This is a genomic window from Streptomyces sp. NPDC017225, from assembly GCF_044331465.1.
GTDB lineage: Bacteria > Actinomycetota > Actinomycetes > Streptomycetales > Streptomycetaceae > Streptomyces.
Map to the genome: position 1 here is coordinate 186,283 of NZ_JBIRNE010000014.1, position 24,682 is coordinate 210,964.

Genomic DNA, 24,682 nt, shown 5'->3' on the forward strand with positions numbered 1-24,682 from the left:
CCGCGCGCTACTCCACGCCGATCAGCAGCAGCGCGCCCTGCCGGCCGCCCTGGTAGACCACCGTGTCGACGGCGAGGTACGCCTCGCGGACGCGGGCCTCCAGGTGGGCGGCGACGGTCTCGGGGGCCCCGTCGCCGAGGACGAGGGTGACCAGCTCGCCGCCGGCCGCGAGCATGCGGTCCAGGACGGTCTCGGCGACCTGCGTGACGTCCGCGCCGATCACGGCCACGTCGCCGTCGACGAGGCCGAGCACGTCGCCGGCCTGGCAGATGCCGGCCGTGGTCCAGGACTGACGCTCGGCGACGGTGACCTCGGCGTGGCGGGTCGCGCCGGCCGCCGAGGTCATCGCGACCACGTCCTCGTCGAAGCGCCGCTCGGGTTCGTGCACGGCGAGGGCGGCGATGCCCTGGACCGCCGAGCGGGTCGGGATCAGGGCGACCCGGACACCCTCGGTGCGGGCCTGCTCGGCCGCCGCGGCGGCGGTGTGGCGCAGTTCCGCGTCGTTGGGCAGCAGCACGACCTCGCGCGCGTGCGCCCGCCGTACGGCCTGGACGAGTTCCCCGCTCGCGGGCGGCTCCCCGGGGCGTGCGAGCACGGTGGTCGCGCCGGCCCCGGTGTACAGCCCGGCCAGCCCCTCCCCCGGCACGACGGCCACCACGGCACGCTGAGCGCGTTCACGGGGCGGGCGCTCGGCCGCGGTGGTGTGCGCGTCGCCGTGGCCGAAGTGGGTGATGCGGATCCGGTACGGCCGCCCCGCCTCGACGCCCGCCTCCACGGCCGCGCCCGCGTCGTCGACGTGCACGTGGACGTTCCACAGTCCGTCGCCGCCGACCACGACGAGCGAGTCCCCGAGGGCGTCGAGCCGCTGCCGCAGCCGTGCCACGGCCGCGTCCTCGGCCTCCAGGAGGTAGATCACCTCGAAGGCGGGGCCGCTGTCGTCGCCCTCCTCCGCGGCGCACTTCTCCGCGGGGGCCTCGCCGCCGCGCTCCCCGCGCGCGCGGCGCACGGCGATCGCCCCCGGCGCCGACGAGTGGCCCGTGAACGTCTCCGCACGGCCCGTGAACGTCTCCACCAGGGCCGCGAGCACCGTCACCAGGCCCTGTCCGCCGGCGTCGACCACTCCGGCGCGCTCCAGGACGGGCAGCCGGTCCGGGGTCGCGGCGAGTGCCTCGCGGGCTCCCTCGTAGGCCGCGCGGGCCACCGCCGCGCAGTCGCCCTCCGTGTCCTCGGCGTCGTCGGCCGTCCTCGCGGCCGCGTCGGCGGCGGCCGAGGCGACGGTCAGGACGGTGCCCTCGACCGGGTGGGCCACGGCCTGCCGGGCGGAGTCGGCCGCGTGCCGCAGCGCCAGCCTCAGGCCCGCGCCATCGGTGTGAGCGGGTTCACCCCCGGCGGCGAGCACCTGGGCCATGCCGCGCAGCAGCTGCGCGAGGATCGTCCCGGAGTTGCCCCGCGCGCCGATCAGCGCGCCGTGCGCCATGGCGCCCACGGCGTCGGCCAGCGAAGGACCCTCGCCGCCGTCCGGCTCACCGCCCACCGTGTGCGCCGCGAACACCGCCTCCACCGCCGCGACGGCCGACTCGACGGTCAGATACAGGTTCGTGCCGGTGTCCCCGTCCGCGACCGGATAGACGTTGATCGCGTCGATCTCCTCGCGCGCCCGCCCCAGCGCGCGCAGCGACAGACCGCACCAGGTGCGCACCGCCAGAGCGTCGAAGAACCTCTGCGGCACCTGCGCCACCTGCGCCTCCCTGAGCTGCTGGACGTGGCAGGCAGCGTAGACCTTGGGAGGGTGCCCACCGGAAGAGGGCCCGGGGCGGGCCCCTGAGCTGCCGTGGTAGTTTCGTTGTACGGGAGCAGCCGTTGTATGCTGCTCCGGTTGCCCGATCCCGATCGGGCTCTCTTCCCCCTGGCACCGCCACTCAGACCCCGGACCGTTCGCGGCTCCGGAACCTTGATCCCGGCATGCCGGGGTCAACCGTAAGTGCATCTGAAGTCTTTGGAGTGACCCGTGGCTGCCAACTGCGACGTCTGTGGCAAGGGGCCGAGCTTCGGCAACAACATCTCGCACTCGCACCGCCGTACGTCCCGTCGCTGGAACCCGAACATCCAGCGTGTGCGTACCGTGGTCGGCGGGACGCCGAAGCGCGTGAACGCTTGCACCTCGTGCATCAAGGCCGGGAAGGTCTCGCGCTGACGCGTCAGCTGAGCGCGCGGCCACTGCCTGGTCCGCTGCACTAAGCCGGTCCACCTCGGGTGGGCCGGCTTTTTGCCGTGCCGCGAACCCGGCGCGGCGGGCGGTCCCGCCCGCGCCGCGCCACTCCCCCCGGGCGCTCAGCCGCGGTCCCGCCCGAGCGCCCAGCCGTGGTCCACCGGGCCGATACCGCCGCCGAGCGCGAACCCGGCCGCGATCGCTCCGGTGACGTACTCCTTGGCAGCCGCGACCGCCTCCGGCACCGACCGCCCCTTCGCCAGTCCGCAGGCGACGGCCGACGCGAGGGTGCAGCCCGTGCCGTGGGTGTGCCGGTTGTCCAGACGCGGGGCGCGCAGCCAGTGCTCCTCGGAGCCGTCGGTGAGCAGGTCCACGGCGTCGCCGCGCAGGTGGCCGCCCTTGATCAGGACCCAGCGCGGCCCGTACTCCAGCACGGCCGCCGCCGCGCGGCGCAGATCGGTGTCGGACTCGACCCGTACGCCGGTGAGTTGCCCGACCTCGTCGAGGTTCGGTGTGGCGACGGTCGCCACCGGCAGCAGCTTGGTGCGTACGGAGTCCAGCGCGGACGCGGCGAGCAGCGCGTCCCCGTGCTTGGAGACGCCGACCGGGTCGACGACGGCCGGGGCGTCGGTGCCGCCGATCAATTCGGCGACCGTCTCGACCAGTTCCGCCGAGGAGAGCATCCCGGTCTTGACCGCCTGGACGCCGATGTCGTCCACGACGCTGCGGTACTGGGCCCGCACCGCCTCCACGGGCAGTTCCCAGGCGCCCTGCACACCGAGGGAGTTCTGCGCGGTCACCGCGGTGAGCACGCTCATGCCGTGCGTGCCGAGGGCGAGCATCGTCTTCAGGTCGGCCTGGATGCCGGCGCCGCCGCCGGAGTCGGAGCCGGCCACGGTGAGGACCAGGGGGAGGGGGGAGGGCAGGCTCATGACTCCACGTCCCCGCCGAAGTGGTCCCAGCCGCCCTTGCTGGTCCAGGGCGCCCCGTCGACGGTCACCTGGGGCAGGGCCGAGGGGTTGAGGACCTCGCCGATGACCTTCCAGCGGGCGGGCAGCTTCACGTCGGGCGGGAAGGTGGCCACGATCGCGTGGTCCTCTCCCCCGGTGAGCACCCACTGCATGGGGTCGACGCCGACGGCCTGACCGATGTCGTTCATCTGGGACGGGATGTCGATCTGCCCGGAGCGGATGTCGATCCTGACCTTGCTGGCCTCGGCGATGTGGCTCAGGTCGGCGATCAGCCCGTCGCTCACGTCGCACATCGCGGTGGCGCCGAGGCCCGCGGCGGCCGGCCCCGCGTGGTACGGCGGCTCCGGGCGGCGGTGGGCCTCGACGAAGGCACGCGGCGAGCGGAAGCCCCGGGACAGCACGGCGAACCCGGCCGCAGACCAGCCGAGCCAGCCGGTCACCGCGACCAGGTCGCCGGGCCGGGCGCCGCCGCGGGTGACGGGCTCCTGGTTGCGCAGGTCGCCCAGCGCGGTGATGGAGACGGTGATCGTGTCGCCGCGCACCACGTCGCCGCCGACCACCGAGGCACCCGCGACCTGGCACTCGTCGCGCAGCCCGTCCATCAGCTCGGTCGGCCAGGCCACCGGCAGTTCGGCCGGCACGACCAGGCCGAGCAGCAGTGCGGTCGGTACGGCGCCCATGGCCGCGATGTCTGCCAGGTTCTGCGCCGCCGCCTTGCGGCCCACGTCGTACGCGGTGGACCAGTCACGACGGAAGTGCCGCCCCTCCACCAGGATGTCGGTGCTGGCCACCACCCTGCGGTCGGGCGCGGCGACCACGGCGGCGTCGTCACCGGGGCCGACCCGGACCGCCGGGGTGGTGGTGAGACGGGAGGTGAGCTCCCTGATGAGCCCGAACTCCCCGAGCTCACCAACAGTGCCCTTCATCGACTTGGCTCCCCTTCTGTCCCTGTCCGTGCCCGGTCGCGCGTCATCTCTGTCCTCGTTACGGTCGAAACGACCGTCGCCGTTGCGGTCGAGGTGACCGTCGCCACGGCCGGCGTGATCGTCGACTCGGTCATCGCGGCACCCCGGCACGCGAGGCCCGTGTCCCGCGGGTCTCCCCGTGGAGAGCGGCGACGCGATACCGTGGCGTTCCTTTTCCCCACATGATCCTCGTGGCCGCTCTGGAGGTTCCGTGGTACAGGCGTACATCCTGATCCAGACGGAGGTCGGCAAAGCGTCGACCGTCGCCGAGACGATCAGCAAGATCCCTGGAGTGATCCAGGCCGAGGACGTGACAGGACCCTACGATGTCATCGTCCGCGCCCAGTCCGACACCGTCGACGACCTGGGGCGCATGGTGGTCGCCAAGGTCCAGCAAGTGGACGGCATCACCCGCACTCTGACCTGCCCGGTCGTTCATCTCTAGCCCCCTTCCGCCCACTCGCACTCGCACTGCTGACCGCCGCCGCAGGCTGCTCCCTCAGCAGACGACAGCGAGTCGGCGACGGTTCCGGCCCGGACGCGAGGTCACGAAGCTGTCGCCGAACCCGGACACGGCGCTGCCGCCGGCAGGAGGCGGGCTGGGGAAACCCGCTGATCATACTGCGCTGCGGGGCGCGGGGACCCTCGGAGGAGGTGTGGGTTCCCACCGGTCGTGACGAAGGCGATCCCCGAGGGGGATCGCCTTCGTCGTGGTGCGCCGGGCGGACCGTCAGCGCAGACCCGTGGGCCTGCGCAGCGCCGCCCGGACCAGCCGGTCCACCAGCTCCGGGTAGCTCACGCCGCTCGCCTGCCACATCTGCGGGTACATGGAGATCGGCGTGAAGCCGGGCATGGTGTTGATCTCGTTGATGACGAACTCGCCGTCCTCGGTGAGGAAGAAGTCCGCGCGCACCAGCCCCTCGCAGGAGGCCGCGTCGAACGCCGCCACGGCCAGCCGCTGGATCCTGGCGGTCTCCTGTGGCGTCAGCGGGGCGGGGACGATGCCGGGGGTGGAGTCGATGTACTTGGCCTCGAAGTCGTAGTACGCGTGCTCCGAGGGCGGCGGAATCTCCGCGGGGACGGAGGCGCGGGGGCCGTCCTCGAACTCCAGCACCCCGCACTCGATCTCCCGGCCGCGCAGAGCCGCCTCGACAAGGATCTTCGGGTCGTGGCGCCGGGCCTCCTCGATCGCCTCGTCGAGTCCGGAGAGGTCCTCGACCTTGGTGATGCCGATCGAGGAGCCGGCGCGCGCGGGCTTCACGAACAGCGGCCAGCCGTGCTCGCCGGCGAAACCGACGATCTTCTCCCGGGCGCCGGAACGGTCCTGCTCCCACTCGCGGGGGCGGATCACCACGTACGGGCCGACCTTCAGCCCGTAGGAGGTGAACACCGCCTTCATGTACTCCTTGTCCTGGCCGACGGCCGAGGCGAGCACGCCCGCGCCGACGTAGGGCACACCGGACAGCTCCAGCAGGCCCTGGAGGGTGCCGTCCTCGCCGTAGGGGCCGTGCAGCACGGGGAAGACGACGTCGACCTCGCCCAGCGCCTTGGGTACCGAGCCGGGTTCGCTGTAGACGACCTCGCGGTTGCCGGGGTCGACGGGCAGCACCACGCCGCCCTCGGTCGACTCGGCCAGCTCCTCGACGTCGGGTGTGCGGCGATCGGTGATCGCCATGCGTTCCGGTTCGTCGGCGGTGAGGGCCCAGCGGCCGTCCCGGGTGATGCCGATCGGCAGGACGTCGTACTTCGTCCGGTCGATGGCCGCGAGGACGGCGCCGGCCGTGACCACGGAGATCCCGTGTTCGGAACTGCGCCCGCCGAACACGACGGCCACACGCGGTCTGCGAGGCGGCTGCTCGGGGCTCTGGGGGAGGTTCTCGGTGCTCATATCGCGTCGAGGGTACCCGCCCGTAGGGCCCCGACACAGCGTCCCCGGGGCCGCGTGGCGCGGGTCGGCCTCCAGGTTCCGTTCCGGCGCCGCTCGGCGTCGCTCAGCGTCGTTCCGGCTTCGCGCTGCGCGACATCAGCTCCTTGAGCGCGACCACCGGGGGCTTGCCCTCGTGCACGATGCCGACGACCGTCTCGGTGATCGGCATGTCGACGCCGTGCCTGCGGGCCAGATCCAGCACGGACTCGCAGGACTTGACGCCCTCGGCGGTCTGCCTGGTGACCGCGATGGTCTCCTGGAGGGTCATACCCTTGCCGAGGTTGGTGCCGAAGGTGTGGTTGCGGGACAGCGGCGAGGAGCAGGTCGCCACCAGGTCGCCGAGACCGGCCAGTCCGGAGAAGGTCAGCGGGTCGGCGCCCAGGGCGACCCCGAGACGCGTGGTCTCGGCGAGGCCGCGCGTGATGAGGGACCCCTTGGCGTTGTCACCGAGGCCCATGCCGTCCGCGATGCCCACGGCCAGCCCGATCACGTTCTTGACGGCGCCGCCGAGTTCGCAGCCGATGACGTCCGTGTTGGTGTACGGGCGGAAGTACGGCGTGTGGCAGGCGGTCTGGAGGCGCTGGGCGACGGATTCGTCGGGGCAGGCGACCACGGCGGCGGCCGGCATGCGGGCGGCGATCTCCCGGGCCAGGTTGGGCCCGGTGACCACGGCGATGCGCTCGGCACCGACCTTGGCGACGTCGTCGACCACCTCGCTCATCCGCATCGCGGAGCCGAGTTCGACGCCCTTCATCAGCGACACCAGGACCGTGCCGGGCGCCAGCAGCGGCGTCCAGTCGGCGAGGTTGGCGCGCAGCGTCTGCGACGGGACGGCGAGGACGGTGAAGTCGGCGTCCCGCGCGGCCTCGGCGGCGTCGGTGGTGGCCCGCAGGTTCGCGGGGAGTTCGACGCCGGGCAGGTAGTCCGGGTTGGTCCGGGTGGAGTTGACGGCGTCGGCGAGCGCGGCGCGGCGCCCCCACAGGGTGACGTCGCACCCCGCGTCGGCGAGGACCGCGCCGAAGGCCGTACCCCATGATCCGGTGCCGAAGACTGCCGCCTTGACGGGCTTGCTCACGTGCTCTGCCCTTCTGCCTGCGGTCCCTGCGTGTGCGCCCGCGTCGTCCGTGTCGGTGTCTGCGCCTGCGTCCGGCGCCGCTGCTCGATCCGCTCCCGGCGCGGGTCGTAGGGGGTTTCCGGCGCCTTCTCGCCGCGGATCTCCTCCAGCTGGCGGGTGACGGCGGCCATGATGACCTCGGTGGCCTCCTTCAGCACCTCCGCGGTCATCTCCTGGCCGTAGAACCGCGACAGGTCGACCGGCGGGCCCGCCAGCACCCGATGGGTCTTGCGCGGGAGGACGCTGGGCTTCCTGGCGTACGGCGGCAGCAGTTCGTTGCAGCCCCACTGGGCGACCGGGATCACGGGGCACCTGGTCTGCAGCGCGACGCGCGCGGCACCGGTCTTGGCGGTCATCGGCCAGCCGTCCGGGTCCCGGGTGAGGGTGCCCTCCGGGTAGAAGGCGACGCACTCGCCGCGCTCCACGGCGTCGATCGCGGCCCGGAAGGCGCTCAGCGCGTCCGTGCTCTCGCGGTAGACGGGGATCTGCCCGGTGCCCCGCATCGCGGCACCGACGAATCCCTTCCGGAAAAGGCCGCTCTTCGCCAGGAATCGCGGGACGCGCCCGGTGTTGTACTGATAGTGCGCGTACGCGAAGGGATCCACGTGCGAATTGTGGTTCACGGCGGTGATAAAACCACCGTCGACCGGAATGTTGTCCATTCCCCGCCAGTCCCGCTTGATCAGAACCATGAGCGGCGGTTTGCAGAGCACCGCGGCGAAGCGGTACCAGAAGCCGATTCTGCGGCGGGGCACGCTGACACCTTTCCTCCAGGGCCTGGGGCCGGACAAGTGTCGCCCCGGGCCGCCCGTCTGTCGAGAACACCGTACGCCCCGGAGAGTGAACCTCCAGGTCCCCCAGGTGACAATGACAGCGACGAGAGAAGGACGGAACGCTCGTGCAGTGGACCTTGGTCGTACCCGTGAAGCCCCTTGCCCGGGCCAAGAGCAGGCTGTCGGACACCGCGGACGACGGGGTGCGGCCGGGCCTCGCGCTGGCGTTCGCCCAGGACACCGTGGCGGCCGCGCTGGCCTGCCCGGCGGTGGCCGATGTGGCAGTAGTCACGGACGACGCGCGGGCCGGACGCGAGCTGGCGGCGCTGGGCGCGGGGATCGTGGCCGGGGAGCCCGGCGGCGGCCTGAACGCCGCCCTGCTGCACGGGGCGGCCGCGGTACGGGCGGCTCGGCCCGAAAGTCCGGTGGCCGCGCTCAACGCCGATCTCCCCGCGCTGCGGCCGACGGAATTGGCGCTGGTACTGGCGGCGGCCACACAATTCCCGCGTGCTTTTCTCCCGGACGCCGCCGGAATCGGCACGACCCTGCTGACCGCGGCTCCGGGCCGTGAATTGGCCCCCGCTTTCGGTACGGATTCCCGAGCCCGTCACCGTGCGTCCGGGGCGGTGGAACTGCGGCTGGACGCGGTGGATTCCGTACGGCAGGACGTCGACACCGGCGGCGATCTGCGCACCGCGCTGGCGCTGGGGGTGGGGCCCCGTACGGCCGCGGTGGCGGCGCGGCTGCTGATCCTCGGGCAGTAGGCTGCCGACATGCAGGCGACCGCATACACGTACGACCCGGAAAGCCGCAGCGGGCAGGTGCTGCTGGACGACGGCACGCCCGTGCCCTTCGACGCGGCGGCGTTCGACGCCGGGGGCCTGAGACTGCTGCGGCCCGGACAGCGGGTGCGGATCGAGACCGACGGCGCGGGTACGGAGCGCCGGATCACGCTGGTGACGCTCCAGACGTTCTGACCTCGAAGTTCCCGCCCGTACCACCGACACCACCGACACCGCCGTACCGCCGGCACCGCCGCTCCCCCGTGGGGCGCCTGCCGGAGCCCCGTCGGACCCCGGACACGCCGCGGGCCGGACTCCGAGAGGGAGTCCGGCCCGGCGCGTGAGTGCCCCTGTGCCTGTTCGCCTGCTGCTTCCTGCGGCTGCCTGCTACTTCTTGCGGGCGGTGGCCTTCTTGGCGGTGGTGGTGCGGGCGGTCGACTTCTTGGCCGGAGCCTTCTTGGCCGTCGCCTTCTTCGCGGGGGCCTTCTTGGCCGTGGTCTTCTTCGCCGCCGCCGTGGTGGTCTTGGCGGTGGACTTCTTGGCGGGCGCCTTCTTCGCCGTCGCCGCCGGCGTCGCCGTCTTCGCCGCGCCGGCGGTCTTCTTCGCGGTCGCCTTCTTCGCCGCCGCGGTCGTCTTCTTGGCTGCGCCCGTGGCCTTCTTCGCGGCGCCCGTGGCCTTCTTGGCGGCGGCCTTCTTGCCCGCGGCCTTGGAGATGGTGGGCGGCGGGCCGGACAGGCTGCCCTTGGGGGCCTTCTTGACCGCGATGTCGTTCTTCGGGAGCTTCTTCGAGCCGCTCACCAGGTCCTTGAAGCCCTGACCCGCGCGGAAGCGGGGCACGGAGGTCTTCTTGACCCGAACCCGCTCACCCGTCTGAGGGTTGCGGGCGTAGCGGGCCGGGCGGTCGACCTTCTCGAAGGAGCCGAAGCCGGTGACCGAGACCCGGTCGCCCGAGACCACTGCACGGACGAGGGCGTCCAGGACCGCGTCGACCGCGTCGGCGGCCTGCTGTCGGCCGCCCAGTTTGTCGGCAATCGCTTCTACGAGCTGCGCCTTGTTCACGTCTTCCCCTTCGGAGACATCGCCAGAACGAAAGTGTTCAAGCTTTTTCGCACGTTAGGCAGATATATACCGCAAATCAAACACGAAACGGGCTAATCACCCTTGTGCCGCAACGGACTCGGGCTCTCCCGGCCTGTTCAGCCTTCCTCTTCGGGAAATCGACCCTCGTCGAGGTCCGCGGTGAACCGCTCCAGACGCCTTGCCGCACCGGCGAGATCGTGTTTGGCCGCGGCCGTAATGACCAGCAGCTTCCGGGTCAGCGCCATCCGTACGCCCTCCGGGACTTGCAGTGCGCGCACTCTTGTGTGCGCTTCTTTGAGCCGGACCGCGACCGCCGCATAGAGCTCGAGTTGGCCGTCGTGTTCCATGCACAGATTGTGCCATCTGGGGCGAGTTGTCGCCTGCGCAGGGGGCAACTGCCGCCTCGGACGGCCTTCCGGACCCACCCGGAAGCCGCGCTTCCATGACTCGCGTACCCCTGCAACCACGCCTCTAACGTGGGAAGTTGAGCGAACCGTCCGCAACACGCGGGTGCCGTCGGCAGCAGAAAAGGCTGTACCCCCGATCGGGCCGATCGGGGGTACAGCCGGGGTGTTGGGGTGGCCGAAACTCGACCTTGTGGTGGGCCTGCGAGGCCTCCCGGGGTCAGACCTGGATGGTCTGCGGCTTGAACGACGGGCGCTTCGCCTCGTACGCGGCGATGTCCGCCTCGTTCTGGAGGGTGATCGAGATGTCGTCCAGCCCGTTCAGCAGCCGCCAGCGGGAGTTCTCGTCCAGCTCGAAGGAGGCGGTGACGCCCTCGGCGCGAACCTCGCGGGTCTCGAGGTCGACCGTGATCTCGGCCTGCGGGTCGTTCTGGGTGAGCTCCCACAGGGCGTCCACGGTCTTTTGGTCCAGGACCACCGTGAGCAGGCCGTTCTTCAGCGAGTTACCGCGGAAGATGTCGGCGAACCGGGAGGAGATCACGGTCTTGAAGCCGTAGTTCTGCAGCGCCCAGACGGCGTGCTCACGGGAGGAGCCGGTGCCGAAGTCGGGGCCGGCCACCAGCACCGTGGCGCCCTCGCGCTCGGGCCGGTTGAGCACGAACTCCGGGTCCTTGCGCCAGGCCTCGAACAGCCCGTCCTCGAACCCGTCCCGGGTCACCTTCTTGAGCCAGTGGGCGGGGATGATCTGGTCGGTGTCGACGTTGCTGCGGCGCAGCGGGACGGCCCGGCCGGTGTGGGTGGTGAACGCTTCCATGACTCTCAGACTCCTGCGGGCGTGGGGACGTCGGCGGCGGACAGGTCGGCCGGGGAGGCCAGGTGGCCCAGGACCGCCGTCGCGGCCGCGACCTGCGGCGACACCAGATGGGTGCGGCCGCCCTTGCCCTGCCGTCCCTCGAAGTTGCGGTTGGAGGTGGACGCGGAGCGCTCACCGGGGGCCAGCTGGTCCGGGTTCATGCCCAGACACATCGAGCAGCCCGCGTGCCGCCACTCGGCGCCGGCCTCCTTGAAGACCACGTCCAGGCCCTCCGAAACGGCCTGCAGACCCACCCGCGCGGAGCCCGGGACGACCAGCATCCGTACGCCGTCGGCGACTTTGCGGTCCCGCACGATCTCGGCGGCGGCGCGCAGGTCCTCGATGCGGCCGTTGGTGCAGGAACCTACGAAGACGGTGTCCACCTTGATGGAGCGCAGCGACTGCCCGGCCTCCAACCCCATGTACTCCAGGGCCTTTTCCGCGGCGAAGCGCTCCGAGGCGTCTTCGTACGAGGCCGGGTCGGGGACGTCCGCGGAAAGCGGCGCGCCCTGGCCCGGGTTGGTGCCCCAGGTGACGAACGGCGACAGCTCGGCTGCCTCGATGACGACCTCGGCGTCGAACTCGGCGCCGTCGTCCGTGCGCAGCGTCTTCCAGTACTCCACCGCCGCGTCCCAGTCCTCGCCCTCGGGGGCGTGGGCGCGCCCCCGGAGGTAGGCGAAGGTGGTCTCGTCGGGGGCGATCATGCCCGCGCGGGCACCGGCCTCGATCGACATGTTGCAGATGGTCATGCGGGCCTCCATCGAGAGCTTCTCGATGGCCTCGCCGCGGTACTCCAGGATGTATCCCTGGCCGCCGCCGGTACCGATCTTCGCGATGATCGCGAGGATCAGGTCCTTGGCCGTGACACCGTCGGGCAGTTCGCCGTTGACGGTGATCGCCATGGTCTTCGGGCGGGCCATGGGCAGCGTCTGGGTGGCCAGCACGTGCTCGACCTGGGAGGTGCCGATGCCGAACGCCAGCGCGCCGAAGGCGCCGTGCGTGGAGGTGTGCGAGTCGCCGCAGACCACGGTGGTGCCGGGCTGGGTCAGGCCCAGCTGCGGGCCGACGACGTGTACGACGCCCTGCTCGACGTCGCCCAGCGGGTGCAGCCGGACGCCGAAGTCCGCGCAGTTCTTGCGCAGCGTCTCCAGCTGGACCCGGGAGACCGGGTCCGCGATGGGCTTGTCGATGTCGAGGGTGGGGGTGTTGTGGTCCTCGGTGGCGATGGTCAGGTCGAGTCGGCGCACCGGGCGGCCGCTCTTGCGGAGGCCGTCGAAGGCCTGCGGGCTGGTCACCTCGTGCAGCAGGTGCAGATCGATGAAGAGGAGGTCGGGCTCGCCTTCGGCGCGCCGGACGACGTGGTCGTCCCAGACCTTCTCCGCGAGTGTCCTACCCATCGCTTTCCCTCCGGCCGGCGACGAAGCGCCGACCCAACTAGAGATCTTGGGGAAGCGGTGCCCGCACCCCTGTGATTCCGGGCAACCGCCACCAGGCCCGTGCGTCACGGGCCGTTGTGACTTCCTGCCGTCCAGAGTGGCGGGTTCCATGGAAAATTGAACTTGCGTTTCACAGAGTGAGACGGGAGTATCGTTGCATGGACAACAGTAGCGGCGTCGGCGTTCTGGACAAGGCGGCCCTCGTCCTGAGCGCTCTGGAGTCCGGCCCGGCCACCCTCGCGGGTTTGGTCGCTGCGACCGGACTGGCACGACCCACGGCCCACCGCCTGGCCGTGGCGCTGGAACACCACCGTATGGTGGCGCGTGACATGCAGGGCCGTTTCATTCTCGGCCCGCGCCTGGCCGAACTGGCCGCGGCGGCCGGCGAGGACCGCCTGCTCGCCACGGCGGGGCCGGTGCTCACCCACCTCCGTGACATCACGGGCGAGAGCGCTCAGCTCTACCGCCGCCAGGGCGACATGCGGATCTGCGTGGCCGCGGCCGAGCGGCTGTCGGGCCTCAGGGACACCGTCCCGGTCGGTTCCACGCTCACCATGAAGGCCGGTTCGTCGGCGCAGATCCTCATGGCCTGGGAGGAGCCCGAGCGTCTCCACCGCGGTCTTCAGGGCGCCCGATTCACGGCGACGGCCCTGTCCGGTGTGCGGCGGCGGGGCTGGGCGCAGTCCATCGGCGAGCGGGAGCCGGGCGTGGCGTCCGTCTCCGCGCCCGTGCGCGGTCCCTCCAACCGCGTGGTGGCCGCCGTGTCCGTCTCCGGCCCCATCGAGCGCCTCAGCCGCCACCCGGGCCGTATGCACGCCCAGGCGATCATCGACGCCGCCGGCCGCCTCTCCGAGGCCCTGCGCCGCACGGGCTGACCTCGCCGACCTGGACACGCGATGGGAACGGGCCCGCCTCAACGCCGCGGCGGGCCCTCCCCCGACGCGATGGCACCGTACGGGGAGTTGGCGGGGGCGGAAAACGCCGGTGGCCCTCCGCCGAAGCGAAGGGCCACCGAACCTTGTTGTACCCCCGACCGGATTCGAACCGGCGCTACCGCCTTGAGAGGGCGGCGTGCTAGGCCGCTACACAACGGGGGCGTGGATCTTGCAAGCGCTTAATGCTACATCGCCGCAGATCCGAGCTGGTCTACCAGGACTCGAACCTAGACTAACTGAACCAGAATCAGTCGTGCTGCCAATTACACCATAGACCAATGTGGTTTAGACCAGTTCGTACCCCCGACCGGATTCGAACCGGCGCTACCGCCTTGAGAGGGCGGCGTGCTAGGCCGCTACACAACGGGGGCCCTAGCGATCCTGCATCGAGAACAATGGGTGCGACCCGGACTGTTCCCGCGGGAAGGATCTGTACCCCCGACCGGATTCGAACCGGCGCTACCGCCTTGAGAGGGCGGCGTGCTAGGCCGCTACACAACGGGGGCTTTGTGGAGTTGATCTCCACGGCGCAGATAAGCTCTGCGAGCTGGCCTACCAGGACTCGAACCTAGACTAACTGAACCAGAATCAGTCGTGCTGCCAATTACACCATAGGCCACTGGAACGCAAGCCCCTGGGGGATCTTGTTCTAGCGTTGCGCTTCCGGTTCCCGGCCCTTTCGGCCCGCTCCTCGGCGGCGCAGGAAGAACATTACCCGAAGGTGGACGGGGCTCCAAAACGGGTATCGGCGCCGAGGAGCGCGGGGAGTTCGGAGAGGGACGCGATACGGCGAGGTCCGACGGGCGGATCGACGGTCGCGTACACACCGCCGCGGTCGATCCACACCGACAGCAGTCCGGCGTCCGCGGCACCGCGTCCGTCGATCTCCGGGTGATCGCCGACGTAGGCGACCTCGGGCGGGGTGAGGCCGAGGGCGTCGCAGGCGGCCAGGAAGGCGCCGGGCTCGGGCTTGGAGACGCCCAGCTCGGCGGCGCACAGGATGGCCTCGAACCGGTCGTGCACGCCGAGGACGCGCAGCTTGCGGTCCTGGACGGTCAGGCTGGAGTTCGAGAGCACGGCGTGCCGGTGGCTGCCGGCGAGTGCGTCCAGGACGGGCAGGACGTCCGGGAAGAGGGACCAGGCGGCCTCGTAGTGCGTGACGTACCGCTGAAACCAGTCGTCGGCCTCGGCGTCCGTCAGCTCCGGCCGGCCCAGGAAGACCCGGGTGCGGTCGCGCCGCTGTGTGACGAAGTCGACCTCACCGGCCGCGAAGCGGGCCCACTGCCGGTCGGTGATCTCCCGCCAGCGCACGAGGGCCTCCTCGGCCGACCCGTACCCCGCGAGGAGCCCTTCCGCCACGAGATGGGCGCGCATGCCCTCGCGGTCGGCGGTGGTGTAGTCGAAGAGGGTGTCGTCGACGTCCCAGACAACGGCTCGGATCGGCATGCCACCGACCGTACCCAACACCCACCGCTACCGCCCGGCCACAAAACCGTTGACAGTTCCAACCCTTGCCTGAATGATCGCTCCGGCTTGTCAACCAGTCGGTTTCGAGGGGGATTCACAGTGAATGGTCGGTTCACGAAGCGCGTCGGCACGCTCTTCGCCAGCAGCGCACTGATACTCGGCACGTCCGTCACGATCGGAGCGACCGAGGCGGCGGCGGCCCAGTGGACGTTCGAGAAGGGTTCGGTCAGCTCGGACGGCGACTTCAACATCACCGCCTTCAACAACGGCAACTTCGCGGGCGCCATGCAGTGGAACGCCGACCCGTCCGGCAGCACCCCCGGAGACGCGTTCAGGGTTCTGGACCGGCTCGCCGACGGCTGGGGCCTGGAAGCCACGATGATCAGCCCCTCGACCGGACGCAAAGCCACCACACGCGGGCACAACGCCCCCTACACCAGCTCGTGGAAGTCGGGGAACCTCGCCGAGGGCACCAAGGTGTACATCCAGCTCTGCGCCGTCAAGGGAGACACCACCCTGTGCGGTCTCCCCTACTCCGGGCGTGCCTGAGCACAGTGAGGAAGTGACTAGGTGACGACAGGGCGGCAGCTTTCGCGCTGCCGCCCTGTTCGCGTATGCCGGATGCCGTCTACGCCGCCGTGAGCCTCGCCAGGGCCGCGTCGATCCGGGTCAGCGCCTTCTCCTTGCCCAGGACCTCCAGGGACTCGAAGAGGGGCAGACCCACCGTGCGGCCGGTGACGGCGACGCGGACGGGGGCCTGGGCCTTGCCGAGCTTGAGGCCGTGGGCCTCGCCGGCGGCCAGGACGGCCTCCTTGAGGGACTCCGGGGACGCCCAGTCGGCCGCGTCCAGCTTCTCCCGGGCGGTGCGCAGCAGGGCGTCGGAGCCCTCCTTCATCGCCTTCGTCCAGGAGGCCTCGTCGACGGCCGGCTCCGGCAGGAACAGGAAGTCGACGTTGTCCGTGATCTCGGAGAGGACCTTCAGACGGGTCTGCGCGTGCGGCGCGATCGCCTGCCACTTGGCCTCGTCGAAGTCCTGGGGCGCCCAGGGGGCGACGGGGGCCTTCAGCCACGGGCGGCAGCGCTCGGTGAAGTCCTTCACCTCGAGCAGGCGGATGTGGTCGGCGTTGATCGCCTCGCACTTCTTCAGGTCGAAGCGGGCCGGGTTGGGCTGGACGTCGGAGACGTCGAAGGCCGCGACCATCTCCTCGATCGTGAAGATGTCCTGGTCGGCGGAGAGCGACCAGCCGAGCAGGGAGAGGTAGTTGAGCAGGCCCTCGGGGAGGAAGCCGCGCTCCCGGTAGAGGTTCAGGCTCGACTGGGGGTCGCGCTTGGAGAGCTTCTTGTTCCCCTCGCCCATGACGTACGGCAGGTGTCCGAAGGCGGGGATCTCCTTGGCGACACCCAGCTCGATCAGCGCCTTGTACAGGGCGATCTGGCGCGGGGTGGAGGAGAGCAGGTCCTCGCCGCGCAGGACGTGGGTGATCTCCATCATCGCGTCGTCGACCGGGTTGACGAGCGTGTAGAGGGGGGCGCCGTTCGCGCGGACGATGCCGTAGTCCGGGACGTTCTCCGGGAGGTAGGTGATCTCGCCGCGGACCAGGTCCGTGAAGGTGATCGTCTCGTGGGGCATCCGGAAGCGGACGATGGGCTCGCGGCCCTGCGCCACGTACTCCTCGACCTGGGCGTCGCTCAGCGCGCGGCAGTGGCCGTCGTAGCCGGAGGGCTTGCCGGCGGCGCGGGCGGCCTCGCGGCGGGTGTCCAGCTCCTCCTGGGAGCAGTAGCAGCGGTAGGCGTGGCCGGCGTCGAGGAGCCTGGCGGCGACGTCCTTGTAGATGTCCATGCGCTGCGACTGGCGGTACGGCGCGTGAGGGCCGCCGACCTCGGGGCCCTCGTCCCAGTCGAAGCCCAGCCAGCGCATCGAGTCCAGGAGCTGTTCGTACGACTCCTCGGAGTCGCGGGCCGCGTCGGTGTCCTCGATGCGGAAGACCAGCGTGCCCTGGTGGTGCCGGGCGAACGCCCAGTTGAACAGGGCGGTGCGGACCAGGCCCACGTGGGGGTTGCCGGTGGGGGACGGACAGAAACGGACGCGTACGGGGGAGCCGGGTGCGCTAGCCACGCTTGACAACCTTGTTGGTGAGAGTGCCGATGCCTTCGATGGTGACGGCGACCTCGTCGCCGACGTTGAGGGGGCCGACGCCGGCCGGGGTGCCCGTGAGAATCACGTCGCCGGGGAGGAGCGTCATCGCCTCGGAGATGTTGACGATCAGATCCTCGATGGAGTGGATCATCTCGCTGGTGCGGCCGAGCTGGCGCTGGCCGCCGTTGACCGTGAGCTGGATGGTGAGATCGCTCGGGTCCAGGTCGGTCTCCACCCAGGGGCCCAGCGGGCAGGAGGAGTCGAAGCCCTTGGCCCTGGCCCACTGCTTCTCGCGGCGCTGCACGTCGCGGGCGGTGACGTCGTTGGCGCAGGTGTAGCCGAGGACGACGTCCTTGACGCGTTCGCGCGGGACCTCGCGGCACATGCGGCCGATGACGACGGCGAGCTCGGCCTCGTGGTGCAGTTCCTCGGAGAAGGAGGGGTACTGGATCGCGTCGCCGGGGCCGATGACCGAGGTGGACGGCTTGAAGAAGGCGAACGGGGCGTCGGGCACCTCGTGGCCGAGTTCGCGGGCGTGCTCGGCGTAGTTGCGGCCGAAGGCGACGACCTTGTTGGGGAGTACGGGCGGCAGGAGCCGCACCTTGCTCAGGGGCACCTTGGTGCCGGAGAGCTCGAAGTCCGCGAACGGGATGCCCTTGATGATGTCGAGGACGAGCTGGTCCGGCTGGTCGCCCTCGACCGCGCCGAAGGCGACGTTCCCGTCGATGGAGAACCTGGCGATGCGCACGGGTTGCTTGGCCCCTTGACTGAGCTGGCTGGAGTCTGACGCTCCAGGCTAACGCGGCGGGGACGGTCCACTGGGCGGGCGCCTCGCGCGGGACGTGCCGTGGCCGCCCGCCCAGGTCCTGTCCGGCGGATCAGGTCGCAGAAAGGGCTGCGCCTGATCAGCGCCGGTGAGCGGGGTCTGGTGCGTCCAGACGCAAGGCGGAGGAGGGCGTCGACACGATGGGGGTCCCCCCGCGCGAGCGAAGCCGAGCGTGGGGGAGTCGGCAACCGACGACAACGCCGCAGGTGGGCGTGCCGGACCCCGCGTCTGCGGCATGATCCGCCGGACAGGCCCCAGGGGCGGTGGTTCGTCGCGCGGGCGCCCGGGGGCCCGTACGGCCGGCTGAACGGTCGGCGGCCGGGCGGCGTACTACTACTGTGCGGCGGAGGCCGCGACCGGCATCTCCATCAGGATGGTGCGCCGGGGGTTGGCGGTCTGGGTGGGGAGCTCGACGGCGTGCTCGGGCTGATCCGGCGTCCGCAGCTCGGTGGCGGCGTCGAGGTGCGCCAGCGTGGTGCGTCGCGGGTTGGCGATCTTGTGGAACATCGTCGTCGTCTTCACGGTTGAACGAGACCCTGTCGTGTCCGGGCGCCGAGGGCTGCGGGAACCCCTGCGAAGGCGCGGGTTGTCGGTTTTGCCTTCTCTGTAAAGCGTCAGGCTAAACATGCGATTCCCCGCCAACCCGAGCGAGGTCCATGATCTCCGTGTGAGTTTGCTCACTTAACCAGGGGCAAAGCGGTCAATTCCGGCTCGTCCGCCACCCCGACGAAACCGACATTGCCCACCTGAAGCCATCATTCCGCTGCTGATCATGTCGACTGGGACACCGTCGACACACCGGCGACTCGCGGATGTATATCCGTTTTGCGGGTGATCATTTTCTACGTCCGGTGACTCGTCCCTCACGTGCTGTCACGTACGTCACGGGCTGACCCACGGGCCTTGTTGGAGATCCTGCACTGTGCTGCAATTCCACGGACCGCTGCGGGATCGAGCCGGCGCACAGGGGGCGCACACCAGCGCCGAGCGGCGGCGAGAAGGGGGAACCAGCGCCGGTCACTCACGACCGCCACGGGGGCGTATTCAGGGCGCCCCTATGACGCCGACACCGTGCCCGTCCGTTCACGCGGAGGGGCGCCTGGTCCAGAGGTTGCGACGCTAGTGCAGGGACGTTTCAAGAGGGATGGCAGCGCTTCGGCGGAGCCGGAGCCGCAGGGCGGGACCGGCCCCAAGGCCGTCGGTTCCTCGCCCCAGCACGCCCAGAGCCAGGGCCAGGACCAGTCCGGCGACAGTGGGGACCGCGCCGGACGCTCCGGTCAGGCGGCGGCCTCGTCCGCTCCCGACCAGAAGCCGCCCGCCAAGCCGGCCAAGGCCTCGACCGGGCCCGGCCCACGAATAGCCCTGCGCAACTGGCGGATCTCCACCCGTCTGGTCTCGCTGCTCGCGCTCCCGGTGGTCGCCGCCACCTCGCTGGGCGCGCTGCGGATCAACCAGTCGATGGACGACATCCAGCAGCTCGACAACATGAAGCTGCTGACCGAGATGACCAAGCAGGCCACGGAGCTGGCCGCCGCGCTCCAGGAGGAGCGCGACCAGTCCGCCGGTCCGCTGGCCCACGGCTCGACGTCCAGCGCGATCTCCGTCAAGGGCGACCGGGAGAAGACCGACCGCGCCCGGAAGAACTTCCTCGACAGCTCCGAGGCGATCGACGCCGCCAGCAAGGACGGCAACCTCGTCGGCGTCCGCGACAGCCTCGTCGGCCTCGCCGGCGACCTGAACGACCTCGAGCAGATCCGGACCAGCGCCTACCAGGCCGAGGACAACTCGACCCAGACGGTCGAGGCCTACCACCGTCTGATCACCCACCTGCTCGACCTCTCGCAGGACATGGCGGAGGCGACCAGCAACCCCGACATGATCCAGCGCACGCGCGCGCTGTCGGCCTTCTCGTCGGCCAAGGAGTACGCGTCCATCCAGCGTGCCGTCCTCGCGGCCGCCCTTCCGGCGAGCAACACGACGAAGCCCGACCTCTCCGAGAACGACCGGCTCTACGCCGAGTCCGCGCTGCAGAGCCAGAAGTCCGACATCCGCAGCTTCACCAGCATTTACGGCGACGGTGCCGAGGACCTCCTCAAGCCGATCTCCGAGGGCAACGCGGTCATCGAGTCGTCCGACGAGTACGCCGGTCGCGCGCTCGCCAAGAAGGGCGCCATCGGCGGCCTGAACAAGCGGTCCTACCAGGACTGGCTGGACGACAGCTCCACCAAGATCCAGCAGATGAAGAACATCGAGCTCAAGCTGCTGGAGGACATGGAGCAGCAGGCCCGCGAGCTGCGCAGCGAGTCGGAGCGCGAAGCGATCATCTCGGGTGTGGTGATCCTGCTGGTGCTCGGTGTCTCCCTGGTCGGCGCGTTCGTCGTGGCCCGCTCCATGATCCGCTCGCTGCGCCGCCTGGAGGACACCGCGACCAGGGTCGCCCAGGACCGCCTGCCCGAGCTGGTCAAGCAGCTCTCCGAGACCGACCCGCAGGACGTCGACACCTCGGTGGAGTCGGTCGGTGTGCACTCCCGGGACGAGATCGGCCGAGTGGCCTCCGCCTTCGACGACGTGCACCGCGAGGCGGTCCGCCTCGCCGCCGAGCAGGCCCTGCTGCGGGGCAACGTCAACGCGATGTTCACCAACCTCTCGCGCCGTTCCCAGGGTCTGATCCAGCGCCAGCTCTCGCTGATCTCCGAACTGGAGTCCCGCGAGGCCGACCCGGACCAGCTGTCCTCGCTGTTCAAGCTCGACCACCTCGCGACGCGTATGCGCCGTAACGGTGAGAACCTGCTCGTCCTCGCCGGTGAGGAGCCCGGCCGTCGCTGGACCCGTCCGGTCCCGCTGGTCGACGTGCTCCGTGCCGCCGCCTCCGAGGTGGAGCAGTACGAGCGCATCGAGCTGTCCTCGGTGCCGACCACCGAGGTCGCCGGCCGCGTGGTCAACGACCTCGTGCACCTGCTCGCCGAGCTGCTGGAGAACGCGACCTCGTTCTCCTCCCCGCAGACCAAGGTCAAGGTCACCGGTCACGCCCTGCCCGACGGCCGCGTGCTGATCGAGATCCACGACACCGGTATCGGCCTCTCCCCGGAGGACCTGGCCGCGATCAACGAGCGGCTCGCCTCGCCGCCCACCGTGGACGTCTCCGTCTCCCGCCGCATGGGCCTGTTCGTGGTCGGCCGCCTCTCGCAGCGCCACGGCATCCGTATCCAGCTGCGTCCGTCCGACTCCGGTGGTACGACCGCGCTGGTCATGCTGCCCGTCGATGTCGCCCAGGGCGGCCGCAAGCCGTTGCCCAAGCAGGGCCAGCCCTCCTCGGGCAACGGCGGTCCGGCCGCCGCGCAGGCCGCGGCCGGTGTCGCGGCGGCCCGGCGTGGTGGCGGCCAGGGCGGCGGCGCGTTCGGAAGCGGCGGTGCCTTCGGTGGCGGTGCCCTCGGCGCGGGTGCGCCGGGCGGCGGTGCCCTCGGTGCCGGTCAGGGCCCTCGGGCCGCACTGCCCGGGCGGGACACGGGCGGTCGTCCCGGTGCGCCGGGTGGCGCGCGCGGGCCCCAGGCCCCGGCAGGACCGAACCAGCAGAACCGCCCGGCTCCGGCCGGCGCGGGTGCCGGTGCCGGTCAGGCACCGGGTGCTCCGCAGGGCCTGCAGGCCGCGGGCATGAACGCCCCGCAGGGCCAGGACTCCTCCGTCTTCGGCGGTGGGCGCGGTCCCTCCACTCCCCCGCAGCGCGGCAAGCGCCGCGGCAACGGGAACGGCGACGCCGAGCAGGGCCGTCGTCCGCAGCTGCCGCCGCGCGGCGGCCCGCGGGCCGAACTGCCGGGCGGCAACCCGCAGCCCCGTACGCCCAGCTGGAGCGACGAGAACGCCCAGCCGCCGGTGCCGCGTGCCTCGCTGGACGCCCCGCGCGGCCACGAGGAGCCGGACAGCTCCCGTACGGACCGCACGCCGCGCTTCGACGACCGGCAGGGTCCCGGCTCGACCACCGAGATGCCGGCGGTCCCGCGGCTCGATGAGTCGCAGGGCCCCGCCGCCGCGGCCGAGTTCGGCCGTCCGGACTTCGACGCGCCGGCCCCTCGCCAGGACGATCCGCAGAACACGGGCCAGTTCCCCCAGCTCGGCGGGGACCAGTACGGCCAGAACCAGTACGGTCAGAACCAGCAGGGCCAGGAGCAGTACGGTCAGAACCAGCAGGGCCAGGAGCAGTACGGCCAGGGTCAGTACGGACAGGACCAGTACGGTCAGGGTCAGTACGGCCAGGGCGGCACGAGCGCCCCGCAGAACGACCAGTTCGCGCGGCCCGAGCAGGCCGCCCCGCAGCAGGACGGCGGGTCCTTCGTCCGCTCGGACGTCTTCGGCAGCCAGCCCGGTCAGGGAAACCAGACGGGCCGGCCCGGTCAGACGGGCCCGAACGACCCGGACCGGACCGGACCGTTCACCGGCGCCCAGGACTTCGACAACGGCTCGACCGGCCAGCACCGCCTGCCCGACCGGCAGAACCCGGCCGCCACCGGCCAGTTCGAGCGTCCGCAGCTCAACGGCGCGCAGAGCGGCAACGACTTCGGCGCCCCGCGTCCACCGGCGCCGGCGCAGCGTCCCGCCCACCAGGAGCCCGCCGGCACGAACGCCAACGGGAACTCGGGCGGCACCGCCGCCCAGCAGCCCGGTGACGGATGGGCCCTGCCCCCGGCCGCCGGACCCGGTGACGGACGTACGCCACTGTTCGACACGCTGGAGACCAACTGGTTCCACGGCGACCGCGAGGCCAGGGCGCAGCACGACGCGTCGGCCGCGGACCCGGAGCCGCAGGCCGCCCAGCCCCAGACCCCGGCGGCCCCCCAGCGGCCCGCCACCTCCGCCTGGCGCAGCTCGCCGAACGACGACCTCGTCCGGCAGGCCGAGCGCGTCCGGCAGCCGGCCGCGGGCGGAATCACCACTTCCGGCCTGCCTCGCCGGGTGCCCCGGGCCAACCTCGTCCCGGGCACGGCTCAGCAGCAGTCGCAACAGAGCGGTCCGCAGGTATCGCGTGCGCCCGACGAAGTGCGCGGCCGGCTGACCAATCTCCGTCGGGGAATCGCACAGGGCCGTCAGGCCGGTACCAACCAGACCGGCAGCTATCCGCGGCCCACTCACCAGCAGGAGCGTTAGTTGAGCCCGATGAGCCAGGCGGCACAGAACCTCAACTGGTTGATCACGAATTTCGTGGACAACACCCCGGGGGTGTCCCACACCGTCGTCGTGTCCGCCGACGGACTCCTCCTGGCGATGTCGGAGGGCTTTCCGCGCGACCGCGCCGATCAGCTCGCGGCCGTCGCCTCGGGGCTGACCTCGCTGACCGCCGGGGCATCCCGGATCTTCGAGGGCGGCAACGTGGCACAGACGGTCGTGGAGATGGAACGCGGGTTCCTTTTCCTCATGTCCGTCTCCGACGGCTCGTCCCTCGCCGTCCTCGCCCACCCGGAGTGCGACATCGGCCTCGTCGGCTACGAGATGGCACTCCTGGTCGACCGCGCGGGGGCGGTACTCACGCCCGACCTGCGCGCTGAGCTACAAGGAAGTCTGCTCCACTGAAGGGTCCCGGCACCACCCGTGTTACCAAATCACCGTCCGGCCGCCACAATCCCCCCACCGGCCTCGTCAGACGGCACGACTGACCAACTGCTGTCCCGCCCGGAGGATTCATGACCCCGCCCACCGCCTCTCATGATCCGTACGCGGAGCCGTACGAGGACGAGGGCGACCAGCCGCTGGTACGTCCGTACGCGATGACCGGCGGCCGGACGCGGCCGCGCTATCAGCTCGCCATCGAGGCGCTGATCAGTACGACGGCAGACCCGGCAGCGCTCATGGGGCTGCTCCCCGAGCACCAGCGCATCTGTCATCTGTGCCGCGAGGTGAAATCGGTGGCCGAGGTGTCGGCCCTGCTGGCGATGCCGCTCGGCGTGGCCCGGATCCTCGTCGCGGACCTCGCGGAAGCCGGGCTTGTCGCGATTCACCAGCCTGGCGGCGATGAGAACAACGGCGGTGCGCCTGACGTGACACTGCTCGAAAGGGTGCTCAGTGGACTTCGAAAGCTCTGACGGAGGTCGGGCGACCACCTCCGCGAAGATCGTGGTGGCCGGCGGCTTCGGCGTCGGCAAGACCACGTTCGTGGGCGCCGTCTCCGAGATCAACCCGTTGCGCACCGAGGCCGTGATGACCTCTGCCAGCGCGGGGATCGACGACCTCACACACGCCGGGGACAAGACGACCACCACGGTCGCCATGGACTTCGGACGTATCACGCTCGACCAGGACCTGATCCTGTACCTGTTCGGCACGCCCGGCCAGGACCGTTTCTGGTTCATGTGGGACGACCTGGTGCGCGGCGCCATCGGCGCGATCGTGCTGTGCGACACCCGCCGGCTGGCCGACTGCTTCCCGGCGGTGGACTACTTCGAGAACAGCGGGCTGCCGTTCGTCGTCGCGCTCAACGGCTTCGACGGGCAGCAGCCGTACAACCCGGACGAGGTCCGCGAGGCGTTGCAGATCGGGCCGGACACTCCGATCATCACGACCGACGCCCGGCACCGCGCCGACGCGAAGAGTGCGCTGATCACGCTGGTGGAACACGCGCTGATGGCCCGCCTCCGGTAGGCCCGCGGGCGGTCTCAGCCAAGTCGGCAGAGGTTCTACGGCACTTGTCGTAGGCGGTTTGGAGCCGACTGTGTCCTTTGACACGGTCGGCTCCGCCGTTCATAACGTTTCGGCAGAGGAATCGGGTGGTACCAACACGCGACGCGGTCAACTGGTCTCGCTGTGCGCATGAACGC

Annotated in this window: 24 protein-coding genes and 5 tRNA genes; 10 read left to right on the forward strand and 19 right to left on the reverse strand. The window is 70.9% G+C overall.

Annotated elements, in window-relative coordinates; all coding sequences use genetic code 11:
• Window positions 1–7 precede the first annotated feature (7 nt).
• A complete protein-coding gene (locus ACH4NX_RS27685; protein WP_351398152.1) occupies window positions 8–1,738 on the reverse strand; it encodes a DAK2 domain-containing protein in 1,731 nt (576 codons plus the stop codon).
• Between the two features lie 270 nt (window positions 1,739–2,008).
• On the opposite strand from ACH4NX_RS27685, the gene rpmB reads away from it, so the two are divergent.
• A complete protein-coding gene (gene rpmB / locus ACH4NX_RS27690; RefSeq protein WP_013000438.1) occupies window positions 2,009–2,194 on the forward strand; it encodes a 50S ribosomal protein L28 in 186 nt (61 codons plus the stop codon).
• Window positions 2,195–2,331: 137 nt separating this feature from the next.
• Here rpmB and thiD read toward each other — a convergent pair whose 3' ends face one another.
• Together thiD and ACH4NX_RS27700 are read right to left on the reverse strand one after the other, a co-directional pair.
• Entirely contained in the window at window positions 2,332–3,141 is an 810-nt protein-coding gene (gene thiD / locus ACH4NX_RS27695; protein ID WP_398129051.1) for a bifunctional hydroxymethylpyrimidine kinase/phosphomethylpyrimidine kinase, read from the reverse strand.
• On the reverse strand, window positions 3,138–4,106 hold the full coding sequence (locus ACH4NX_RS27700) for a thiamine-phosphate kinase (RefSeq protein ID WP_351401680.1): 969 nt from the start codon (window positions 4,104–4,106) through the stop codon (window positions 3,138–3,140). The genes thiD and ACH4NX_RS27700 overlap by 4 nt, the downstream gene beginning before the upstream one ends.
• Window positions 4,107–4,356: 250 nt before the next feature.
• Here ACH4NX_RS27700 and ACH4NX_RS27705 point away from each other — a divergent pair, with 250 nt between their 5' ends.
• Complete coding sequence (locus ACH4NX_RS27705; RefSeq protein WP_053137604.1) at window positions 4,357–4,590, forward strand: Lrp/AsnC family transcriptional regulator; 234 nt, start codon at window positions 4,357–4,359, stop codon at window positions 4,588–4,590.
• A gap of 285 nt (window positions 4,591–4,875) precedes the next feature.
• On the opposite strand, the gene ACH4NX_RS27710 is transcribed toward ACH4NX_RS27705, so the two are convergent.
• The 3 genes from ACH4NX_RS27710 to ACH4NX_RS27720 all read right to left on the reverse strand — a co-directional run bounded on the left by ACH4NX_RS27710 (window position 4,876) and on the right by ACH4NX_RS27720 (window position 7,941).
• On the reverse strand, window positions 4,876–6,033 hold the full coding sequence (locus ACH4NX_RS27710) for a D-alanine--D-alanine ligase family protein (RefSeq protein WP_398129052.1): 1,158 nt from the start codon (window positions 6,031–6,033) through the stop codon (window positions 4,876–4,878).
• A 103-nt stretch (window positions 6,034–6,136) separates the two neighbouring features.
• A complete protein-coding gene (locus tag ACH4NX_RS27715; protein ID WP_398129053.1) occupies window positions 6,137–7,147 on the reverse strand; it encodes an NAD(P)H-dependent glycerol-3-phosphate dehydrogenase in 1,011 nt (336 codons plus the stop codon).
• The gene (locus ACH4NX_RS27720) at window positions 7,144–7,941 is read right to left on the reverse strand and encodes a lysophospholipid acyltransferase family protein (protein ID WP_398129054.1); all 798 of its coding nucleotides are present in this window, start codon (window positions 7,939–7,941) and stop codon (window positions 7,144–7,146) included. The genes ACH4NX_RS27715 and ACH4NX_RS27720 overlap by 4 nt, the downstream gene beginning before the upstream one ends.
• A gap of 143 nt (window positions 7,942–8,084) precedes the next feature.
• Between ACH4NX_RS27720 and cofC the strand changes: the two genes are divergently transcribed.
• Window positions 8,085–8,723: a 2-phospho-L-lactate guanylyltransferase gene (gene cofC / locus ACH4NX_RS27725; RefSeq protein ID WP_351401671.1), complete on the forward strand. Its 639-nt coding sequence runs from the start codon at window positions 8,085–8,087 to the stop codon at window positions 8,721–8,723.
• Between the two features lie 9 nt (window positions 8,724–8,732).
• Window positions 8,733–8,936 (forward strand): hypothetical protein, encoded by a 204-nt coding sequence (locus ACH4NX_RS27730; protein WP_351401669.1) that lies wholly within the window; start codon window positions 8,733–8,735, stop codon window positions 8,934–8,936.
• Between the two features lie 192 nt (window positions 8,937–9,128).
• Here the strand turns inward: ACH4NX_RS27730 and ACH4NX_RS27735 are convergent, their stop codons facing one another.
• The 4 genes from ACH4NX_RS27735 to leuC form a co-directional block, all read right to left on the reverse strand.
• A complete protein-coding gene (locus tag ACH4NX_RS27735; RefSeq protein ID WP_351401667.1) occupies window positions 9,129–9,800 on the reverse strand; it encodes an HU family DNA-binding protein in 672 nt (223 codons plus the stop codon).
• 137 nt (window positions 9,801–9,937) lie between these two features.
• A complete protein-coding gene (locus tag ACH4NX_RS27740) occupies window positions 9,938–10,168 on the reverse strand; it encodes a hypothetical protein (RefSeq protein WP_279561915.1) in 231 nt (76 codons plus the stop codon).
• A gap of 277 nt (window positions 10,169–10,445) precedes the next feature.
• On the reverse strand, window positions 10,446–11,039 hold the full coding sequence (leuD, locus tag ACH4NX_RS27745) for a 3-isopropylmalate dehydratase small subunit (RefSeq protein WP_351401664.1): 594 nt from the start codon (window positions 11,037–11,039) through the stop codon (window positions 10,446–10,448).
• 5 nt (window positions 11,040–11,044) lie between these two features.
• Window positions 11,045–12,475 carry a 3-isopropylmalate dehydratase large subunit gene (gene leuC / locus ACH4NX_RS27750; protein WP_351401662.1) on the reverse strand — a complete coding sequence of 477 codons (1,431 nt, stop codon included), beginning with the start codon at window positions 12,473–12,475 and terminating at the stop codon, window positions 11,045–11,047.
• Between the two features lie 197 nt (window positions 12,476–12,672).
• Here leuC and ndgR point away from each other — a divergent pair, with 197 nt between their 5' ends.
• A complete protein-coding gene (ndgR, locus tag ACH4NX_RS27755; protein ID WP_279561912.1) occupies window positions 12,673–13,389 on the forward strand; it encodes an IclR family transcriptional regulator NdgR in 717 nt (238 codons plus the stop codon).
• A gap of 149 nt (window positions 13,390–13,538) precedes the next feature.
• Here the strand turns inward: ndgR and ACH4NX_RS27760 are convergent.
• From ACH4NX_RS27760 to ACH4NX_RS27785, 6 genes are all read right to left on the reverse strand, one after another.
• Window positions 13,539–13,611 (reverse strand) — tRNA-Glu (locus tag ACH4NX_RS27760).
• 44 nt (window positions 13,612–13,655) lie between these two features.
• Window positions 13,656–13,727, reverse strand: a tRNA-Gln gene (locus ACH4NX_RS27765).
• 20 nt (window positions 13,728–13,747) lie between these two features.
• Window positions 13,748–13,820: transfer RNA gene (locus tag ACH4NX_RS27770), tRNA-Glu, on the reverse strand.
• Between the two features lie 62 nt (window positions 13,821–13,882).
• A tRNA-Glu gene (locus tag ACH4NX_RS27775) sits at window positions 13,883–13,955 on the reverse strand.
• A gap of 41 nt (window positions 13,956–13,996) precedes the next feature.
• Window positions 13,997–14,068 (reverse strand) — tRNA-Gln (locus tag ACH4NX_RS27780).
• 92 nt (window positions 14,069–14,160) lie between these two features.
• Entirely contained in the window at window positions 14,161–14,895 is a 735-nt protein-coding gene (locus tag ACH4NX_RS27785; RefSeq protein WP_351401658.1) for an HAD family hydrolase, read from the reverse strand.
• Window positions 14,896–15,015: 120 nt separating this feature from the next.
• Between ACH4NX_RS27785 and ACH4NX_RS27790 the strand changes: the two genes are divergently transcribed.
• Window positions 15,016–15,465, forward strand: coding sequence for a hypothetical protein (locus tag ACH4NX_RS27790; RefSeq protein ID WP_351401656.1), 450 nt, complete (start codon window positions 15,016–15,018; stop codon window positions 15,463–15,465).
• A gap of 79 nt (window positions 15,466–15,544) precedes the next feature.
• Here the strand turns inward: ACH4NX_RS27790 and gltX are convergent, their stop codons facing one another.
• From gltX to ACH4NX_RS27805, 3 genes are all read right to left on the reverse strand, one after another.
• On the reverse strand, window positions 15,545–17,032 hold the full coding sequence (gene gltX, locus ACH4NX_RS27795; RefSeq protein ID WP_398129055.1) for a glutamate--tRNA ligase: 1,488 nt from the start codon (window positions 17,030–17,032) through the stop codon (window positions 15,545–15,547).
• Window positions 17,025–17,801, reverse strand: a complete 777-nt coding sequence (locus ACH4NX_RS27800) for a fumarylacetoacetate hydrolase family protein (RefSeq protein WP_351401652.1) — start codon at window positions 17,799–17,801, stop codon at window positions 17,025–17,027. Before ACH4NX_RS27800 ends, gltX begins: the two co-directional genes overlap by 8 nt.
• A gap of 411 nt (window positions 17,802–18,212) precedes the next feature.
• Entirely contained in the window at window positions 18,213–18,401 is a 189-nt protein-coding gene (locus tag ACH4NX_RS27805; protein WP_351401687.1) for a hypothetical protein, read from the reverse strand.
• Between the two features lie 600 nt (window positions 18,402–19,001).
• Here ACH4NX_RS27805 and ACH4NX_RS27810 point away from each other — a divergent pair.
• From ACH4NX_RS27810 to ACH4NX_RS27825, 4 genes are all read left to right on the forward strand, one after another.
• Window positions 19,002–23,018, forward strand: coding sequence for a nitrate- and nitrite sensing domain-containing protein (locus tag ACH4NX_RS27810; RefSeq protein ID WP_398129056.1), 4,017 nt, complete (start codon window positions 19,002–19,004; stop codon window positions 23,016–23,018).
• Window positions 23,019–23,027: 9 nt separating this feature from the next.
• Window positions 23,028–23,441, forward strand: coding sequence for a roadblock/LC7 domain-containing protein (locus ACH4NX_RS27815; RefSeq protein ID WP_003973453.1), 414 nt, complete (start codon window positions 23,028–23,030; stop codon window positions 23,439–23,441).
• Window positions 23,442–23,551: 110 nt separating this feature from the next.
• Complete coding sequence (locus tag ACH4NX_RS27820) at window positions 23,552–23,950, forward strand: DUF742 domain-containing protein (RefSeq protein ID WP_003973454.1); 399 nt, start codon at window positions 23,552–23,554, stop codon at window positions 23,948–23,950.
• On the forward strand, window positions 23,931–24,506 hold the full coding sequence (locus tag ACH4NX_RS27825; RefSeq protein ID WP_351401648.1) for an ATP/GTP-binding protein: 576 nt from the start codon (window positions 23,931–23,933) through the stop codon (window positions 24,504–24,506). Before ACH4NX_RS27820 ends, ACH4NX_RS27825 begins: the two co-directional genes overlap by 20 nt.
• Window positions 24,507–24,682 lie beyond the last annotated feature (176 nt).

What these genes read in the sequence shown, in the direction of transcription:
- ACH4NX_RS27815 (WP_003973453.1), top strand. Translation starts at nt 23,028, where the DNA reads ATGAGCCAGGCGGCACAGAACCTCAACTGGTTGATCACGAATTTCGTG.
- ACH4NX_RS27700 (WP_351401680.1), bottom strand. Translation starts at nt 4,106, where the DNA reads ATGAAGGGCACTGTTGGTGAGCTCGGGGAGTTCGGGCTCATCAGGGAG.
- ACH4NX_RS27730 (WP_351401669.1), top strand. Translation starts at nt 8,733, where the DNA reads ATGCAGGCGACCGCATACACGTACGACCCGGAAAGCCGCAGCGGGCAG.
- thiD (WP_398129051.1), bottom strand. Translation starts at nt 3,141, where the DNA reads ATGAGCCTGCCCTCCCCCCTCCCCCTGGTCCTCACCGTGGCCGGCTCC.
- ACH4NX_RS27710 (WP_398129052.1), bottom strand. Translation starts at nt 6,033, where the DNA reads ATGAGCACCGAGAACCTCCCCCAGAGCCCCGAGCAGCCGCCTCGCAGA.
- ACH4NX_RS27785 (WP_351401658.1), bottom strand. Translation starts at nt 14,895, where the DNA reads ATGCCGATCCGAGCCGTTGTCTGGGACGTCGACGACACCCTCTTCGAC.
- ndgR (WP_279561912.1), top strand. Translation starts at nt 12,673, where the DNA reads ATGGACAACAGTAGCGGCGTCGGCGTTCTGGACAAGGCGGCCCTCGTC.
- leuD (WP_351401664.1), bottom strand. Translation starts at nt 11,039, where the DNA reads ATGGAAGCGTTCACCACCCACACCGGCCGGGCCGTCCCGCTGCGCCGC.
- ACH4NX_RS27820 (WP_003973454.1), top strand. Translation starts at nt 23,552, where the DNA reads ATGACCCCGCCCACCGCCTCTCATGATCCGTACGCGGAGCCGTACGAG.
- leuC (WP_351401662.1), bottom strand. Translation starts at nt 12,475, where the DNA reads ATGGGTAGGACACTCGCGGAGAAGGTCTGGGACGACCACGTCGTCCGG.
- ACH4NX_RS27740 (WP_279561915.1), bottom strand. Translation starts at nt 10,168, where the DNA reads ATGGAACACGACGGCCAACTCGAGCTCTATGCGGCGGTCGCGGTCCGG.